The 17608-nt window shown below is 63.7% G+C and carries 15 protein-coding genes; 14 read left to right on the plus strand and 1 reads right to left on the minus strand.

Features of this window, described 5'->3' with window-relative positions; all coding sequences use genetic code 11:
* Positions 1-72: 72 nt before the first annotated feature.
* The 7 genes from GA566_RS02065 to GA566_RS02095 all read left to right on the plus strand — a co-directional run bounded on the left by GA566_RS02065 (position 73) and on the right by GA566_RS02095 (position 7119).
* The gene (locus tag GA566_RS02065) at positions 73-1509 is read left to right on the plus strand and encodes a sodium:solute symporter family protein (protein WP_137924104.1); all 1437 of its coding nucleotides are present in this window, start codon (positions 73-75) and stop codon (positions 1507-1509) included.
* Between the two features lie 211 nt (positions 1510-1720).
* Positions 1721-2041 carry an FmdB family zinc ribbon protein gene (locus GA566_RS02070; protein WP_137924105.1) on the plus strand — a complete coding sequence of 107 codons (321 nt, stop codon included), beginning with the start codon at positions 1721-1723 and terminating at the stop codon, positions 2039-2041.
* Between the two features lie 13 nt (positions 2042-2054).
* Positions 2055-2750 (plus strand): DUF502 domain-containing protein, encoded by a 696-nt coding sequence (locus GA566_RS02075; protein ID WP_137924106.1) that lies wholly within the window; start codon positions 2055-2057, stop codon positions 2748-2750.
* A gap of 49 nt (positions 2751-2799) precedes the next feature.
* The gene (aspS, locus tag GA566_RS02080) at positions 2800-4608 is read left to right on the plus strand and encodes an aspartate--tRNA ligase (protein ID WP_160471423.1); all 1809 of its coding nucleotides are present in this window, start codon (positions 2800-2802) and stop codon (positions 4606-4608) included.
* Positions 4609-4808: 200 nt separating this feature from the next.
* On the plus strand, positions 4809-5774 hold the full coding sequence (locus GA566_RS02085; RefSeq protein WP_160471425.1) for a hypothetical protein: 966 nt from the start codon (positions 4809-4811) through the stop codon (positions 5772-5774).
* Between the two features lie 107 nt (positions 5775-5881).
* Positions 5882-6367 carry a dihydroneopterin triphosphate diphosphatase gene (gene nudB, locus GA566_RS02090; RefSeq protein ID WP_160471427.1) on the plus strand — a complete coding sequence of 162 codons (486 nt, stop codon included), beginning with the start codon at positions 5882-5884 and terminating at the stop codon, positions 6365-6367.
* Entirely contained in the window at positions 6364-7119 is a 756-nt protein-coding gene (locus GA566_RS02095) for an endonuclease/exonuclease/phosphatase family protein (RefSeq protein WP_160471428.1), read from the plus strand. The genes nudB and GA566_RS02095 overlap by 4 nt, the downstream gene beginning before the upstream one ends.
* A 29-nt stretch (positions 7120-7148) precedes the next feature.
* On the opposite strand, the gene mobB is transcribed toward GA566_RS02095, so the two are convergent.
* Complete coding sequence (gene mobB, locus GA566_RS02100; RefSeq protein ID WP_160471430.1) at positions 7149-7661, minus strand: molybdopterin-guanine dinucleotide biosynthesis protein B; 513 nt, start codon at positions 7659-7661, stop codon at positions 7149-7151.
* A gap of 93 nt (positions 7662-7754) precedes the next feature.
* Here mobB and clsB point away from each other — a divergent pair, with 93 nt between their 5' ends.
* From clsB to GA566_RS02135, 7 genes are all read left to right on the plus strand, one after another.
* On the plus strand, positions 7755-9125 hold the full coding sequence (gene clsB, locus GA566_RS02105) for a cardiolipin synthase ClsB (RefSeq protein WP_160471431.1): 1371 nt from the start codon (positions 7755-7757) through the stop codon (positions 9123-9125).
* Positions 9126-9491: 366 nt separating this feature from the next.
* Positions 9492-10082, plus strand: coding sequence for a TetR/AcrR family transcriptional regulator (locus GA566_RS02110; RefSeq protein WP_130391262.1), 591 nt, complete (start codon positions 9492-9494; stop codon positions 10080-10082).
* Between the two features lie 89 nt (positions 10083-10171).
* A complete protein-coding gene (locus tag GA566_RS02115; protein ID WP_160471433.1) occupies positions 10172-11959 on the plus strand; it encodes an acyl-CoA dehydrogenase C-terminal domain-containing protein in 1788 nt (595 codons plus the stop codon).
* 102 nt (positions 11960-12061) lie between these two features.
* Positions 12062-14488, plus strand: a complete 2427-nt coding sequence (locus tag GA566_RS02120; RefSeq protein ID WP_160471435.1) for a 3-hydroxyacyl-CoA dehydrogenase/enoyl-CoA hydratase family protein — start codon at positions 12062-12064, stop codon at positions 14486-14488.
* Positions 14489-14508: 20 nt separating this feature from the next.
* Entirely contained in the window at positions 14509-15708 is a 1200-nt protein-coding gene (locus GA566_RS02125) for an acetyl-CoA C-acyltransferase (RefSeq protein ID WP_137924147.1), read from the plus strand.
* A gap of 124 nt (positions 15709-15832) precedes the next feature.
* A complete protein-coding gene (locus GA566_RS02130) occupies positions 15833-16789 on the plus strand; it encodes a DegV family protein (protein ID WP_160471437.1) in 957 nt (318 codons plus the stop codon).
* 35 nt (positions 16790-16824) lie between these two features.
* Positions 16825-17601: an enoyl-CoA hydratase gene (locus GA566_RS02135; RefSeq protein WP_160471439.1), complete on the plus strand. Its 777-nt coding sequence runs from the start codon at positions 16825-16827 to the stop codon at positions 17599-17601.
* Positions 17602-17608 lie beyond the last annotated feature (7 nt).

Genomic DNA, 17608 nt, shown 5'->3' on the forward strand with positions numbered 1-17608 from the left:
CGATGCAGCGCTCGCCGGCATTCGGTTTCTCGCCACCAGGGCATTTCTGGCATTTTGGGATAGGGCAGCGGCATGCTGATCTGGTTCGTCATCGCTTATTGGGTCATTTCGGTCGGTATCGGCCTGTGGGCGGCGCTGCGCGTCAAGGGCACCGCAGACTTTGCCGTGGCGGGCCGCAGCCTGCCATTCCATATCGTCACCGCGACAGTCTTTGCCACATGGTTCGGCTCCGAAACCGTGCTCGGCATCCCGGCCGTGTTCCTCAAGGAGGGCCTGTCGGGCGTGGTGTCCGACCCCTTCGGCTCCTCCCTCTGCCTGATCCTCGTGGGTTTGTTCTTCGCCCGGCCGCTGTACCGGATGAACCTGCTCACCATCGGCGACTACTATCACAACCGTTATGGCCGGCTGGCCGAGGTGCTGACCACGCTTTGCATCGTGGTGTCGTACCTGGGCTGGGTGGCGGCGCAGATCAAGGCGCTGGGACTGGTGTTCTACACCGTGTCCGATGGTGCGCTGTCACAGGACGCCGGCATGATGATCGGCGCGGCCAGCGTGCTGGTCTATACGCTGTTCGGCGGCATGTGGTCGGTGGCGATTACCGACTTCATCCAGATGATCATCATCGTGATCGGCCTGGTCTATATCGGGTACGAGGTGGGCGGCCAGGCGGGTGGCGTCTCGGCCGTGGTCTCGCATGCGGCGGCGGCGGGCAAGTTCGAATTCTGGCCATCGCTGGACCTGGTGCAGATCATCGGGTTCGCGGCGGCGCTGTTCACGATGATGCTCGGGTCGATTCCGCAGCAGGACGTGTTCCAGCGCGTGACATCTTCGAAGACCGAACAGATCGCGGGCCGCGCCTCGGTGCTGGGCGGCGTGCTCTACTTCTTCTTCGCATTCATCCCGATGTTCCTGGCGTACTCGGCCACGATGATCGATCCGCAGATGGTGCAGAAATACATCGACACGGATTCGCAACTGATCCTGCCGCAACTGATCCTGACGCACGCGCCGATGTTCGCGCAGGTGATGTTCTTCGGCGCACTGCTTTCGGCCATCAAGAGCTGCGCGTCGGCCACGCTGCTGGCGCCGTCGGTGACGTTTGCCGAGAACATCCTGCGCCCGTACTTTCGCCATCTGACCGACAAGCAGTTCCTGCGCGTGATGCAGGCAGTGGTGCTGGTCTTCACGGTGCTGGTCACGCTGTTCGCGCTGAATTCGCACCTGTCGATCTTCCATATGGTCGAGAACGCCTACAAGGTGACGCTGGTGTCGTCGTTCGTGCCGCTGGCCTTTGGCCTGTTCTGGAAGCCGGCAACACGCCAGGGCGGATTGCTGGCCATCGTCCTGGGCCTGTCCTCCTGGCTGATCTGCGAGGTGGGCTATGCCGATGCTGCAGTGCCGCCGCAAATGGTGGGGCTGCTGTTCTCGATTGGCGGCATGGTGTTCGGATCGCTGCTGCCACAACTGATCAGTGACCGGCCTCCTACGCAAGAAGTGCATATCGCGTAACATTTGGAGAAATTGGCCCGTTCGTGACGAATGGGGCTCCGAATGACCGCAATTCCTGCCGGTATACGGGTTGACGACGGTTTATAATCCGAGGCTTTGCATCGTCACGCGTCCGGCACATCTGTATGCCCGTCGACATGATGGTCGCCCTTGTGGTTTCCGGCGACGGTGCCATCTACCCGCTTTACGTTCCGATTTTCACGAAATAACCATGCCGATCTATGCCTACCGTTGCGACGCCTGCGGCCAAGGGCGCGATGTGCTGCAGAAAATGAGCGATGCCCCGCTCACGGACTGCCCATCCTGCGGTGCCACCGGCACCTACAAGAAGCAACTGACCGCAGCCGGCTTCCAGCTCAAGGGCTCGGGCTGGTACGTCACGGACTTCCGCGGCGGCAGCGGCGGCACCAGCGCACCGGCCAAGTCGGGCGACAGCGCGGCCGCAGCGGCTGCGCCGGCGGCCACTTCCGACGCATCGGCTTCGACCCCGGCAGCGGCTGCGCCCGCCGCTGGCTCGTCGGCCAGCCAATAAGCGCGGGCACGACGTGGTCGCCAAGAAAACTTCCGCCGTCAAGACCTGGTTCCTGACCGGCCTGCTCGTCCTCGTGCCGCTGGGCATCACGCTGTGGGTGCTCAACCTGATCATCGGCACGATGGACCAGAGCATGGCGCTGCTGCCCGTGGCATGGCAGCCCGAGAACCTGTTCGGGCGCCGCATTCCCGGTCTGGGCGCGATCCTCACGCTGCTGTTCATCCTGCTGGTCGGGGTGCTGACCCACAACTTCATCGGCCAGCGGCTGGTGCGCTGGTGGGAAGCGCTGCTGGGCCATATCCCGGTGGTGGGTCCGATCTACACCAGCGTGAAGCAGGTATCTGACACGCTGCTGTCCTCGTCGGGCAATGCATTCCGCAAGGCGTTGCTGGTGCAGTATCCGCGCGAGGGGTCGTGGACCATCGCGTTCCTGACGGGCCGGCCGGGCGGCGATGTGCAGAATCACCTCCAGGGCGAGTACGTCAGCGTCTATGTCCCGACGACGCCGAACCCGACCTCGGGCTTCTTCCTGATGATGCCGAAGGCCGATACGATCGAGCTCGACATGACGGTCGACGCGGCCCTCAAGTACATCGTGTCGATGGGCGTGGTGGCCCCGACGGACCTGCCCCGCAAGCCGAACGACGATACCCGCGAGGGACACGCCGAACTGGCCCGCGACGAAGTCGCCGACACGCAAACCAATTGATTGCGCGCGGCCCGCGCCTTGCGGCCGCGCTTTACAGGGAATTCCTCCTATGTCCTCCATGCGTACTCACTACTGCGGTCTGGTGACCGAACAACTGATCGGCCAGGAAGTGGCCCTGACCGGCTGGGTGCAGCGCCGCCGCGATCACGGTGGCGTGATCTTCGTCGACCTGCGCGATCGCGAGGGCCTGGTGCAGGTGGTGTGCGATCCGGACCGTCCGGAAATGTTCAAGGCCGCCGAAGAGATCCGCAACGAGTTCTGCATCCGCGTGGTGGGCAAGGTGCGTCCGCGTCCGGCCGGCACCGAGAACAGCAACCTGACCTCGGGCAAGATCGAAGTGCTGTGCCATGAGCTGTCGGTGCTGAACCCGTCGGTCACGCCGCCGTTCCAGCTGGACGACGACAACCTGTCGGAGACGACGCGCCTCACGCACCGCGTGCTGGATCTGCGCCGTCCGCAGATGCAATACAACCTGCGCCTGCGCTACAAGGTGGCGATGGAAGTGCGCAAGTACCTGGACGCCCAGGGCTTCATCGATATCGAAACGCCGATGCTCGGCAAGAGCACGCCGGAAGGCGCCCGTGACTACCTGGTGCCGTCGCGCGTGAACCCGGGCCACTTCTTCGCGCTGCCGCAGTCGCCGCAGATCTTCAAGCAGATGCTGATGGTCTCGGGCTTCGACCGCTACTACCAGATCACCAAGTGCTTCCGCGACGAAGACCTGCGCGCCGACCGCCAGCCTGAATTCACGCAGATCGACTGCGAAACGTCGTTCCTGACCGAGCAGGAGATTCGCGACCTGTTCGAGGATATGATGCGCACGGTGTTCAAGAACACCATCGACGTGGACCTGGTTTCCAAGTTCCCGGTGATGGAGTTCCGCGAAGCCATGGCCCGCTTCGGTTCGGACAAGCCGGACCTGCGCGTGAAGCTGGAATTCACCGAGCTGACCGAAGTGATGAAGGACGTCGACTTCAAGGTGTTCTCGGGTCCGGCCAACAGCGATAACGGTCGCGTGGTGGGTCTGCGCGTGCCGGGTGGCCACGCCATCTCGCGCGGTGAAATCGATGCCTACACGCAGTTCGTGGCGATCTATGGCGCCAAGGGCCTGGCGTGGATCAAGGTGAACGAAGTGGCCAAGGGCCGCGACGGCCTGCAATCGCCGATCGTGAAGAACCTGCACGATGCGGCGATTGCCGAAATCCTGAAGCGCACCGGCGCCCAGGACGGCGACATCATCTTCTTTGGCGCAGACAAGGCCAAGGTGGTGAACGACGCCATCGGCGCGCTGCGCCTGAAGATCGGCCATTCGGAATTCGGCAAGAGCACGGGCCTGTTCGAGGACACCTGGAAGCCGCTGTGGGTGATCGATTTCCCGATGTTCGAGTACGACGAGGAAGACGCACGCTGGGTGGCGATGCACCACCCGTTCACAAGCCCGAAGGACGAGCACATGCAATACCTGGAAACCGATCCGGGCAAGTGCATCGCCAAGGCTTACGACATGGTGCTGAACGGTTGGGAAATGGGCGGCGGTTCGGTCCGTATCTACCGTGAAGACGTGCAGAGCAAGGTGTTCCGCGCACTGAAGATCGGTGCCGAGGAAGCCCGCGCCAAGTTTGGCTACCTGCTCGACGCGCTGCAATATGGCGCGCCGCCGCACGGTGGCCTGGCCTTCGGCCTGGACCGTATCGTGACGATGATGGCTGGCGCCGATTCGATCCGCGACGTGATCGCCTTCCCGAAGACGCAGCGCGCCCAGGATCTGCTGACGCAGGCCCCGAGCTCGGTCGACGAGAAGCAACTGCGCGAGCTGCATATCCGCCTGCGCGCGCAGGAGCCGAAGACCACGGCCTAAGGCGAATCGGGTATCGGCCCTGTGTTTCATCCGCTGACAGGAAAGCCGCGCTACTGCGCGGCTTTTTTGTTTTCCGCGCAAGGATGCGTTTCCATTTGTTACCAGCAGGAACGAAGCTGCGACGGTGAATGTCTTCTCCCCGGATACGCGCGAAGCCGGCCCACCCGAAAGGCCAGCCGCGACGTGGGAGGACAAGACCAATGCAACTCGATACCGAACTGATCCGGGCCTTTCTTCTGGCCCATGCCGAGACCATTCTGACCTGGCTCGTGGCCGGCCTGCTGGTAATGTTGGTGGCGCGCTTCGAACTGCGCCGCGCGGTGCGCAGGTCCGCACAGGCCATGTCGGAATCGGTGGCCACCACCGTGGCCGCATGTGTGCCTGACATCGCCCATGCCGTGCAGGGGGCGCATGCCGTGGCCGCCGATGCAGATCGGGACGGCGAACCGGTGGAGGCACAGCGTGCCGAGGCACTGCGCAAGCTGGCGCTGGACACCGTTGCCACGGTGATGGCGCGCGGCCGGTGGCTGGAAGATGTCGGCAACCTGCGCCTGCCTGAGGATGCACTGCTTTCGGGACGCCGCGCCGGCGGTGCCGATCCGCTGCTGGTGGTGGCGCCGCAGCCCGTGGTGCAGGCTTACCTGGGCGCACAGCGCACGTTCGACGACGAAGCCACGCGTCTGCAGACCCATCGCCGCGAAGCCCTGCGTCTGCAGGACGCATTGCAGGAGCGGATTGCCGAGGCCGCGCATGTCGAACAGGAAACGGCCAGCATCGTGATGCGGTTCGAGCAGGTCAACGCCCAGGCCGCACAGGGTGTGGAGGCGGGCGACTACCAGCGCTTCCTGATCCAGAAGTACAACCAGCTTGGCGTGCGCGAAAAGGAAATCGCCCAGGAACGTGCGGAACTCGCCGCGCAGGTGCGCGAAAGCACGGATGCGCTGGCCCAGCATGCGCACGTGGCGTCCCAGCGCTATACCCGGACGCTGGCACCGCTGATGCAGCAACTGCGGGCGGCATGGGGCCATGGCGATTCACCCCAGGTCTTTGATACCTGGCTGCATGAGGGGGCGGGCACCGAGAGCGAAGTGCCGCGTCAACCGCCTGCGGCGTCTGATACCCACTATCTGTCGCCGCGCCAGCCGGGCGAACAGACTGCGGCCTGAGGCGTCGCCATTCCACATCGCGGTAACTAGACAGTAATCGGACAGGCGCCTACACACCAACCCAGCGCCGCTGCGCTATGCTTGGGGTCTGTCTCTTCCGCCGCCCCATGCGCTACAAGATTCCCGAATCGGTACTGGTCGTCATTCATACGCCAGACCTGCAAGTCCTGTTGATCGAGCGTGCCGACCGGCCTGGTTTCTGGCAATCGGTCACGGGCAGCCTTGATGCCGACGACGAACCGCTGGCTGTCACGGCCGCTCGCGAGGTGGCCGAGGAAACCGGCATCGTGGCCGCGAGCTTCGAACTGACCGACTGGCACCACACGATCGACTACGAAATCTATCCGCAGTGGCGCCATCGCTACGCCCCCGGCATTGTGCGCAATACCGAGCACTGGTTTGGCTTGTGCGTGCCGGCACCGGTGCCGGTAACACTGGCGCCGCGCGAACATACCCGGTATGAGTGGCTGCCCTGGCAAACCGCTGCCGAGCGCTGTTTTTCGAGCAGCAATGCAGAGGCGGTGCGGCAACTGGCGTGGCGCACGCAGGCCGGCAAGCTTGACCGCATGCTGGACGGCGGGGTGGCGCGATGAAGCTGCGCGTCGTCACCTACAACATCCACAAGGGCGTGAAGGGCTTCTCCGGCAAGCCACGCATCCAGAGCGTGCGCACTGGGCTGCAGGCCATGGACGCCGACATCGTCTTCCTGCAGGAAGTGCAGGACCGCAATGACCGGTTGATTGCAGCCGAACTATTCGATCCCGACCACACCCAGCTCAACTACCTTGCCACGGATGCCTACCCGCACTCGGTCTATGGACGCAACGCAGTGTATGAGCACGGCCATCATGGCAATGCGATCCTGTCGCGCCATCCGATCCTGATGTCGGAGAACCTCGATATCTCGGACCATCGCTTCGAGCAGCGCGGGCTACTGCATGCGGTGGCGGATATCAACGGGGTGGAGGCGCACCTGATCTGCGTCCATTTCGGACTGTTCGCGCGTAGCCGCGTAAGGCAGGCCAGTGCATTGGTCGAGCGCGTGCGTGCCGTGGTGCCGGACACCGCGCCGCTGGTGATCGCGGGCGACTTCAACGACTGGAATCACCGGCTCGACGCCAAGATCTGCGATACGCTCAATGCCGTGGAGTCCGCGCACGCCAAGAACGGACGCATCCACACGTTCCCGAGCCATATGCCGTGGTGGCAACTCGACCGCATCTACGTGCGCGGGTTTGCGATCGAGCGAACGCAGGCGCTGACCGGCCGCGAATGGGCGGAGCGCTCGGACCATGTGCCGTTGATGGCGGAACTGGCCCATCGCATGGCGATACCCGAGGCGTAGCGCCCCGTCAGTGCGAGCCTGGTGCGAGCTTAGTGCGACGCCAGGTAGTCGCGAATCCAGTGATAGATCGCGTCCACGTCGCTCAGGTCGATCACGGGTAGCGTGGTCTGTGTTTCGACCTCGGCTTGCACATCGGTGGCAACGGCCACCACGCCGGGCACTTCGGTCCACAGGGGCGCCTTGCCGTTGGCGGGCCGATAGATTTCGAGCTTGGGGAAATCGCTCCACTTGTAGCCTTCGACCACGACGAGATCGGTGTCTGGCGGGAGCACGGCCAGCGCCTCGCCAATCTCTGGCGAGGGTTTGTCTTCGGGGTAGTGCCGCATCAACGTCAGGTGCCGCGCGCCTACCAGTACCACGTTCTCGCAACCGCCCTGGCGCATGCGCCACGAATCCTTGCCCGGCGTGTCGGGATCGAAACCATGGTGCGTATGCTTGATGCCCGCCACGCGCAGGCCATCCGCCACGAAACGGGGAATCAGCTGGTCCAGCAGCGTGGTCTTGCCGCTGCCCGATGAACCCGTGATACCGAATACCTTCACAATGCGTTCTCTTTTGGGCGTCAAAATGCACTGACAATAGCAGAGTTGGCACGGGCCATGTGCAGGAGCCGCCCGTTGGTCGATAATCGAGCCATGTCACGGATCTACGATCGCGCCGAATCCGATTCGCCGAAGACGCCCCCGTCCGAAATTCCGGACGCGCCAGGGCCGCATGCCCCATCGCCGGCAGGCATTCCCACATCCGTTCACGAGATCGGCGCCGCTGGCGCCCGGGCCAAGGCCCGGCTCATGCACTGGATGCGGCGGCGCGGCAGCCCCGTACCGGGCAACCGGGTGGACCTGCTCTGCAACGGGACAGACTTCTTCCCCGCACTGATCGAGGCCATCGAAGCCGCGCAGGTCCACGTCGTGATCGAAACCTATATCTATGCCGATGACGACATCGGTGCCCGGGTGACCGACGCGCTGGTTGCGGCGGCGCAGCGAGGCGTGGATACGCGGTTGATCGTCGATGGCTTCGGCGCCGGAGACATGCCCGTCGCGCTCGTTCAGCGCTTGCGCGACGGCGGCGTGAAGCTGGAAGTGTACGGACCGCTGCGCGGTTTCAAACTGGCGCGGCGGCATCTGCGCCGGCTGCATCGCAAGCTGGCCATCATCGACGGCAAGATGGCCTTCGTCGGCGGCATCAACGTCATCGACGATCACAACCACGGCCCGATCCATCTCCCGGACCTGGGGCCACGCTTCGACTTTGCAGTGCGCGTGCGCGGCCCGCTGGTGTCGCAGATCGCACTGGCGGCGGCGCGGCTCTGGTTCCGCATCGCACAGCGCAGGGGGCTGCGCGAGACCGCTAGCGCGTTTTCCGAGGTCGAGACACTGGCCCGCGCGGCTCGGCACGCGCGCGGCGATATCCAGCCGGATGGGGTGGCGGCATCGCTGCTGATGCGCGACAACCTGCGCAACCGACGCACCATCGAGCGCGAATACCTCTATGCGCTGGGTGCCGCACGCCATGACGTGATTCTGGCCAACGCGTATTTCCTGCCCGGCCACAAGATGCGCCGTGCGCTCCTGGCCTGCCGCAAGCGCGGTGTGCGCGTGCGGCTGCTGTTGCAGGGCATGGTCGAGTACAAGCTGCAGCACTACGCCACGCACGCGCTCTACGCCACGCTGCTGGAAGCCGGTGTGGAAATCTACGAGTACGAAGAGAGTTTCCTGCACGCCAAGGTGGCCGTGGTGGACGATATCTGGGCGACGGTCGGATCCAGCAACATGGACCCCTTCAGCCTGCTGCTGGCGCGCGAGGCCAACGTGGCCGTTTATGACGCGGGGTTTGCGAACGAACTGCGCGAGCGGCTGGAGCGGGCCATGGCGCAACGCAGTGCGCGTGTGGTGCCCGAGGTACACGCCAGGCTGCCGCGTGTGCGGCGATTTGCCAATTGGGCGGCCTACTACGTGTTGCGTCTGGGCGTCGTGATTGCCGGGGTCACGGGGCGTTATTGAAGGCATCGCGGTAACATGCTGCCCTGCCGCACACCGCGAAGAAAACGTCGGCGTGCCGGCCCTGAATCCACGGGGTTTTCAGCAATTGCTGCATTGCGCCGCAAATTAAGCGCGCGATGCCGGGCGTTTAGAAACCCCGATCTAATTAAAAGCTTGATGCCAGTCGGCCCCGCCAGAATAATCTGAACGACCGTTCTTTTTTGGCTTAGACTTCGTGCAATTGCGATGGCTCGACGCTGTCGTGATGCCTGCCTCAGGCAGAGTTGGGCTGAAAAAGGCAGCACCCAGGTGGGTGTTGTCGAGAACGGAGAGATAACCATGCGACACCAGTCAGTTCGTCTTGAATCCGCCGCCGCGCCCGCGCCCTTGCGCAAGGGCGAGATGACGCGCGTGGCGATTCTCGATGCCGCACTGGAACTGTCGTCCCGCGACGGGCTGGAAGGGCTGACCATCGGCCTGCTCGCGGAACGCATGCAGATGAGCAAGAGCGGCGTGTTCGCGCATTTTGGTTCGCGCGAAGACCTGCAGGTGGAAGTGGTGCGCGAGTATCACCGCCGGTTCGAGCAGGAGGTGTTCTATCCCTCGCTGCTGGAGCCGCGTGGTTTGCCTCGCCTGTGGTCGATGGTGCGTCGCTGGATGGAAAAGCGCATCCAGGAAGTGACCACGGGTTGCATCTACATCAGCGGGGCGGTCGAGTACGACGATCGCGCGGAAAGCCCGGTACGTGACGAGCTCGTCAAGAGCGTCACGATCTGGCGGGCCGCGCTGATGCGTGCGATCGACCAGGCAAGGGAAGAGGGGCACCTGCGCGCGGATTGCGATCCGCGACTGATGCTGTTCGAGATGTACAGCCTTGAACTAGGCTTGCATCACGACGCTCGTTTCCTGCGCCTGCCGGACAGTGCCGAGCTTGCCATGGTCGCGCTCAATAAACTGATTCAGTCCTACCGAACCTGAGCCGCCCCCGGGCAACGGTCGCAACCGCCTCTTCAAGGGGCGTGCGGCATGCGCGTGTGGCGGCATTGAAAACCTCCAAGGAGTCTTTGATGGGCCAGTACACCGCACCGTTGCGCGACATGCAGTTCGTGCTCCACGAAATGCTCGGCGCCGAAGCCGAACTCAAGGCGATGCCGCAACACGCGGACATCGACGCGGACACCATCAACCAGGTCATCGAGGAAGCCGGCAAGTTCTGCGCCGACGTGGTGTTCCCGCTGAACCAGCCGGGCGACCGCGAAGGTTGCACGTACGTGGGCGATGGCGTGGTGCGCGCGCCCAAGGGCTTCAAGGAAGCCTACCAGCAGTACGTGGAAGCCGGCTGGCCCGCACTGGCCTGCGATCCGGAATACGGCGGCCAGGGCCTGCCCATCATCATCAACAACGCGCTGTACGAGATGCTGAACTCGGCAGGCCAGGCGTGGACGATGTACCCGGGTCTCTCGCACGGCGCGTATGAAGCGCTGCATGCGCACGGCACGCCGGAACTCAAGCAGACCTACCTGACCAAGCTGGTATCCGGTGTGTGGACGGGCACGATGTGCCTGACCGAACCGCATTGCGGCACGGACCTCGGCATGTTGCGCTCGAAGGCCGAGCCGCAGGCCGATGGCTCGTACGCCATCTCGGGCACCAAGATCTTCATCTCGGCAGGCGAACACGACCTGGCCGAGAACATCATTCACCTGGTGCTGGCCCGTCTGCCGGACGCGCCGCAAGGCACCAAGGGCATCTCGCTGTTCGTCGTGCCGAAGTTCATCCCCGATGCCAGCGGCAATCCGGGCGAGCGCAACGGTATCAAGTGCGGCTCGATCGAACACAAGATGGGCATCCACGGCAACGCCACCTGCGTGATGAACCTGGACGGCGCACGTGGCTGGCTGGTGGGCGAGGCCAACAAGGGCCTGAACGCGATGTTCGTGATGATGAACGCCGCTCGTCTGGGCGTGGGTGCGCAGGGTCTGGGCCTGACCGAAGTGGCCTACCAGAACTCGCTGGCCTACGCGAAGGACCGCCTGCAGATGCGCGCGCTGACCGGCCCGAAGGCGCCGGACAAGGCCGCTGACCCGATCATCGTCCACCCGGACGTGCGTCGCATGCTGCTGACGCAGAAGGCGTATGCCGAAGGTGGCCGCGCGTTCAGCTACTGGACCGCGCTGCAGATCGACCGCGAACTGTCGCACCCCGATGCCGCCGTGCGCAAGGAAGCCGGCGACCTCGTGGCGCTGCTGACCCCGGTCATCAAGGCATTCCTGACCGACAACGCATTCACGTCGACCAACGAAGGCATGCAGATTTTCGGCGGCCACGGCTACATCTCCGAATGGGGCATGGAGCAGTACGTGCGTGATGCCCGCATCAACATGATCTACGAGGGCACCAACACGATCCAGGCACTGGATCTGCTGGGCCGCAAGATCCTGGGCGACATGGGCGCCAAGATGAAGATCTTCGGCAAGATCGTGCAGCAGTTCGTGGAAGAGGAAGGCACGAATGAAGCCATGCAGGAGTTTGTGAATCCGCTGGCCGACATCGGCGACAAGGTGCAGAAGCTGACCATGGAAATCGGCATGAAGGCCATGGGCAACCCTGACGAAGTGGGCGCCGCAGCCGTGCCGTACCTGCGCGTGGTGGGTCACCTGGTCTTTGCCTACTTCTGGGCCCGCATGGCCAAGATCGCGCTGGAAAAGCAGGACAGCGGCGACAAGTTCTACGTGACCAAGCTGGCCACGGCACGCTTCTACTTTGCCAAGCTGCTGCCCGAAACCGCCGGCGAAATCCGCAAGGCCCGCGCCGGTTCGGCCACGCTGATGGCGCTGGACGCGGATTTGTTCTAAGACGTTTCTTCTCCTGACGGTTTGCTCCCCTCTCCCGCAAGGCGGGAGAGGGGAATAACGCGACTCTCTCCTCAAAACGCTCACGATACCCAAGGAGCGCGCATGTCCAATTTCATCGTCAAAAAGGTTGCCGTACTCGGCGCCGGCGTCATGGGTGCACAGATTGCGGCCCACCTCGTCAACGCCCGCGTGCCCGTGGTGCTGTTCGACCTGCCCGCGAAGGAAGGCCCGAAGAGTGGCATTGCCCTTCGCGCCATCGAGAATCTCAAGAAGCTGTCGCCGGCACCGCTCGGCATCAAGGACGAAGCGGGTCTGATCCGCGCGGCCAACTACGAAGACGACGTCGAACTGCTCAAGGAATGCGATGTGGTGATCGAAGCGATCGCCGAGCGCATGGACTGGAAGCACGACCTCTACAAGAAGGTAGCGCCGCATCTGGCACCGCACGCGATCTTCGCGACCAATACGTCGGGTTTGTCGATCACGTCGCTGTCCGATGGCTTCGATGCGGAGCTGAAGTCGCGCTTCTGCGGTGTGCACTTCTTCAACCCGCCGCGCTACATGCATCTGGTGGAACTGATCCCGACTGCGACGACGCAGCCCGCGATCCTGGACCGCCTGGAATCGTTCCTGACCACCACGCTCGGCAAGGGTGTGGTGCGTGCCAAGGACACGCCCAACTTCATCGCCAACCGCGTGGGGATCTTCTCGATCCTGGCCGTGTTTGCCGAAGCCGAAAAATTCGGCATTCCGTTCGATATCGTCGATGACCTGACCGGCACCAAGCTGGGCCGTGCCAAGTCCGCCACGTTCCGCACCGCCGACGTGGTGGGCCTGGACACGATGGCGCACGTCATCAAGACGATGCAGGATGGCCTGGGCGGCGATCCGTTTGCCTCCGTGTACAAGACGCCGGCCGTGCTGAAGGGGCTGGTCGATGCGGGCGCGCTGGGCCAGAAGACTGGCGCGGGTTTCTACAAGAAGGAAGGCAAGGCCATCAAGGTGCTCGACGCCAAGACCGGCCAGTATGTGGAATCGGGCAAGAAGGCCGACGAGATCGTCGTGCGCATGCTCAAGAAGGAACCGGCCGAGCGCATCAAGCTGCTTCGCGAATCCACCAATCCGCAGGCGCAGTTCCTGTGGAGCGTGTTCCGCGATGTGTTCCAGTACATCGCCGTCTACCTCGAACAGATCGCCGGTTCGGCCGCCGATGTGGACTTGGCGATTCGCTGGGGCTTCGGCTGGAACTCGGGTCCGTTCGAAGACTGGCAGGCTGCCGGCTGGAAGCAGGTGGCGCAGTGGGTCAAGGAAGATATCGAAGCCGGCAAGGCACTCGCTAACGTGCCGCTGCCCGCATGGGTATTCGATGGTGCCGTCGCCGACAACGGCGGTGTGCACGGTGCGCAAGGTTCGTGGTCGCCGGCGACGAGCATCTTCGTCAAGCGCGCCGCGCTGCCCGTGTACGAGCGCCAGGTGTTCCGTGCCGCGCTCAAGGGCACGGACGCCGCGGATCCGCGCAAGTCGGGCAAGACGATCGAAGAGAACGACGGTGCGCGTATCTGGACCAGCGATGGTGCCGACGATGTGCTGATCATCTCGTTCAAGAGCAAGATGAACACGATTGGCCCGGATGTGCTCGACTCGCTCGTGCGCGCCGTGGAACTGGCCGAAGCCGAATACAAGGGTCTGGTCGTGTGGCAGCCCACGTCGCTGCAGCTCGGCGCACCCGGTGGTCCGTTCTCGGCCGGTGCCAATCTGGAATCGGCCATGCCGCAATTCATGATGGGCGGTGCCAAGGGCATCGAACCGTTCGTGAAGAAATTCCAGGACACGCTGATGCGCGTGAAGTACGCGGCAGTGCCGGTGATTCCGGCGGTGTCGGGCATCGCGCTCGGCGGCGGCTGCGAACTGATGCTGCATTCGGCCAAGCGCGTGGTGGCGCTGGAAAGCTATATCGGCCTCGTGGAAGTGGGCGTGGGTCTGGTGCCGGCCGGTGGTGGCCTCAAGGAAGCCGCGATTGCCGCGGCCAAGGCTGCGCAGGCAGCTGGCAGCACGAACTACCTGAACTTCCTGACCAACCGCTTCCAGGCGGCGGCGATGGCCAAGGTCTCGACCTCGGCGCTGGACGCGCAGAAGATCGGCTACGTGCAGCCCACGGACACCATCGTCTACAACGTGCACGAACTGCTGTACGTGGCACAGAGCGAAGTGCGCGCAATGGCTAACGCCGGTTATCGTGCGCCGCTGCCGGGCCAGTTGATTCCGGTGGCGGGCCGTTCGGGCATCGCCACGATCAAGGCATCGCTGGTGAACATGCGCGATGGCAACTTCATCTCGGCGCACGATTTCACGATCGCCTCGCGCATCGCGGAAGTGGTGTGCGGCGGTGATGTGGAGGCGGGCTCGCTGGTGAGCGAAGAGTGGCTGCTGGCGCTGGAACGCAAGGCCTTCATCGACCTGCTGGGCACGGGCAAGACGCAGGAGCGCGTCATGGGCATGCTGCAGACCGGCAAGCCAGTGCGCAACTAATCCGCCAACGAGGAACCGACATCATGAAACAACTGCAAGACGCGTATATCGTTGCGGCTACCCGTTCGCCGATTGGCAAGGCTCCCAAGGGCGCCTTCCGCAACACCCGTCCCGACGACCTGCTTGCCACCATCCTGAAGGCTGCCGTGGCACAGGTGCCAAACCTGGACCCGGCGCTGATCGAAGACGCCATTGTTGGCTGCGCGATTCCTGAAGCGCAGCAGGGCCTGAACGTGGCGCGTATCGGCGCGCTGCTGGCTGGCCTGCCGAATACGGTGGGCGGCATCACCGTGAACCGTTTCTGCGCCTCGGGCCTGTCGGCTGTGGCAATGGCGGCTGACCGCATCCGCGTGGGCGAGTCCGATGTGATGATCGCCGCAGGCGTGGAATCGATGAGCATGGTGCCGATGATGGGCAACTCGCCGTCGATGTCGCCGTCGATCTTCGAGCGCGACGAGAACGTGGGCATTGCCTACGGCATGGGCCTGACCGCCGAGAAGGTTGCCACGCAGTGGAAGGTGAGCCGCGAAGATCAGGACGCGTTCTCGCTGGCGTCGCACCAGAAAGCCATCGCCGCGCAACAGGCTGGCGAGTTCAACGACGAGATCACGCCGATCGAAGTCGTCGAGAAATTCCCGGATCTGGCTTCGGGCCAGGTGGGTGTGAAGACACGCACGGTATCGCTCGACGAAGGTCCGCGTCCCGACACGTCGGTGGAAGGACTGGGCAAGCTGCGTGCGGTGTTCGCCAACAAGGGCAGCGTCACGGCTGGCAACAGCTCGCAGACATCGGATGGTGCTGGCGCGCTGATCCTGGTTTCCGAGAAGATCCTCAAGCAGTTCAACCTCGTGCCGCTGGCCCGCTTCGTATCGTTCGCGGTGCGTGGTGTGCCGCCGGAGATCATGGGGATTGGTCCGAAGGCTGCGATTCCTGCGGCACTGAAGGCCGGTGGCCTGACGCAGGACCAGATCGAGTGGATCGAACTGAACGAGGCATTCGCTGCGCAGTCGCTGGCAGTGATGCGTGACCTGGAACTCGATCCGTCGCGCGTGAACCGTATGGGCGGTGCGATTGCGTTGGGCCATCCGCTGGGTGCCACCGGTGCAATCCGTTCGGCCACCGTAGTGCACGCGCTGCGTCGCCACAACCTCAAGTACGGCATGGTGACCATGTGCGTCGGTACGGGCATGGGCGCAGCCGGAATCTTCGAGCGCGTTTAAACGCGCCAGTGGGGCGAATCTCAAGGCAGTGATGAGATTCGCCCCTACCTTCGATCAGATGAAGAAATGTATGGACACGAAGATGCCAACACGTTGACGCACTGACCCGGAGGAACATAACAATATGCAGGAGACAGCCATTCTGGCCGACGCGGCATGCGACATGCCGCGCGCGATGATGGACGCGCTTGGCGTCCGCACCATTCCCTTTCGCATCCGCGCGGGGGATCAGTTCATCGCCGATACGCGCGATGAAGTTGCACTGCCCGATCTGTATCGGCAGTATCTGGTCGGCAAGCAGGACCACTATGCCGAATCCATTCCGCTGCTCGAACGCGAGCTTGAAGACCATTTGCTGCGCAATGTGGTGGCCGGTTGCGATCGCGCGATCCTGCTGACGATTGCGAGCAGCCGCAGCAAGTTTTACGCAAACGCCAATGGCGCCGTGGTGGGTACTGTGGCGCGCAGTTTCAAGCTGCGCAAGGACGCGGGCCGCAGCGGGCTGTTCGACCTGACCGTGATCGATACCGGCGCCATCGGGCCGGGACAGGCGCTGATCGTGCGCGAGGCCGCGCGCATGCTGGCCGAGGGCGCGAGTGCCGCCGCCGTGGTGGATGCGGTGGAGAATCGATTGCGCGATGCCGCGCACATGTTCCTGATCCCGAACGAACTGCTGTACATGTACACGCGCGCCAAGCTGAAGGGCGAGAACAGCATCACGTGGGGCCGCTACATGCTCGGCAGCGCGTTCAATATCCGGCCCGTGATCCATATGCATCGCGGCGAGACCGATGCCATTGCCAAGGTGCGCGGCTCCGAGGATGGCATTCGCCGCCTGCTGGGCCATGTGGAGGCCTGCATCCGCGCCGGTGCCTTGCTGACGCCGGCGGTAGGTGCCGCGTATGCGGGCGATATCGACGAGGTGGAGTCGTGGCCCGCGTGGCAATCGCTGGCCAATGCTGCCGCACGACATGGCGTGGAGCTGATGCTCGCGCCGATGAGTCTGACCGTTGCGCTCAATGTGGGCGCCGGCGCGTTCGGACTCAGTTATCTTTCCGACATGCCGCCACCGTTTGTGTGAGCGGCCAAACCTGATACCGACGAGACGAGGAAGACATGAGCATTGCCACCCGCATCGAACAGGGCGTCCTGACCATTGGTTTCGACCGCATCGACAAGAAGAACGCGATCACGGCCGCGATGTACCAGACCATGGCCGACGCGCTGCGCGCCGCCGAGACCGACAACGCCGTGCGCGTGATCGTGATCGAAGGCAAGCCGGAGATCTTCACGGCCGGCAACGACCTCGAAGACTTCATGAAACGCCCGCCGACCCACGGCGAAGGCGGCGCACCCGCACCGGTGTTCCAGTTCCTGCACGCCATCAGCCACGCCACCAAGCCGGTGGTGGCATCGGTCAGCGGCGCGGCAGTGGGCATCGGCACCACGCTGCTGCTGCATTGCGATCTGGTCTATGCATCGGAGACGGCCAAGCTGTCGCTGCCGTTCGCGCAACTGGGCCTGTGCCCGGAAGCCGCATCGAGCCTGCTGCTGCCGCGCCTGATGGGTTACCAGCGCGCCGCCGAAAAGCTGCTGCTGGGCGAGGCATTCAGCGCGCAGGAAGCGCATGCCATCGGACTCGTCACGAAGGTGTTGCCGGTTGCCGAGCTGTCGGATTATGTGCGCCAGCAAGCGGGCAAACTCGCGGCGCTGCCTGCATCGTCGCTGCGTGAGACCAAGCGACTGATGAAGGGCGACGATGTACCGGCCGTGGAAAAGAAGATGAACGAGGAAGGCGAAGTGTTCCGCCGCATGCTGCTGGCACCGGAAGCCAAGGAAGCATTCACGGCATTCTTCGAGAAGAGGAAGCCGGATTTTTCGAAGTTTGATTGAGGCGGTT

Source organism: Cupriavidus sp. SW-Y-13 (genome assembly GCF_009793345.1).
Classification (GTDB): domain Bacteria; phylum Pseudomonadota; class Gammaproteobacteria; order Burkholderiales; family Burkholderiaceae; genus Cupriavidus.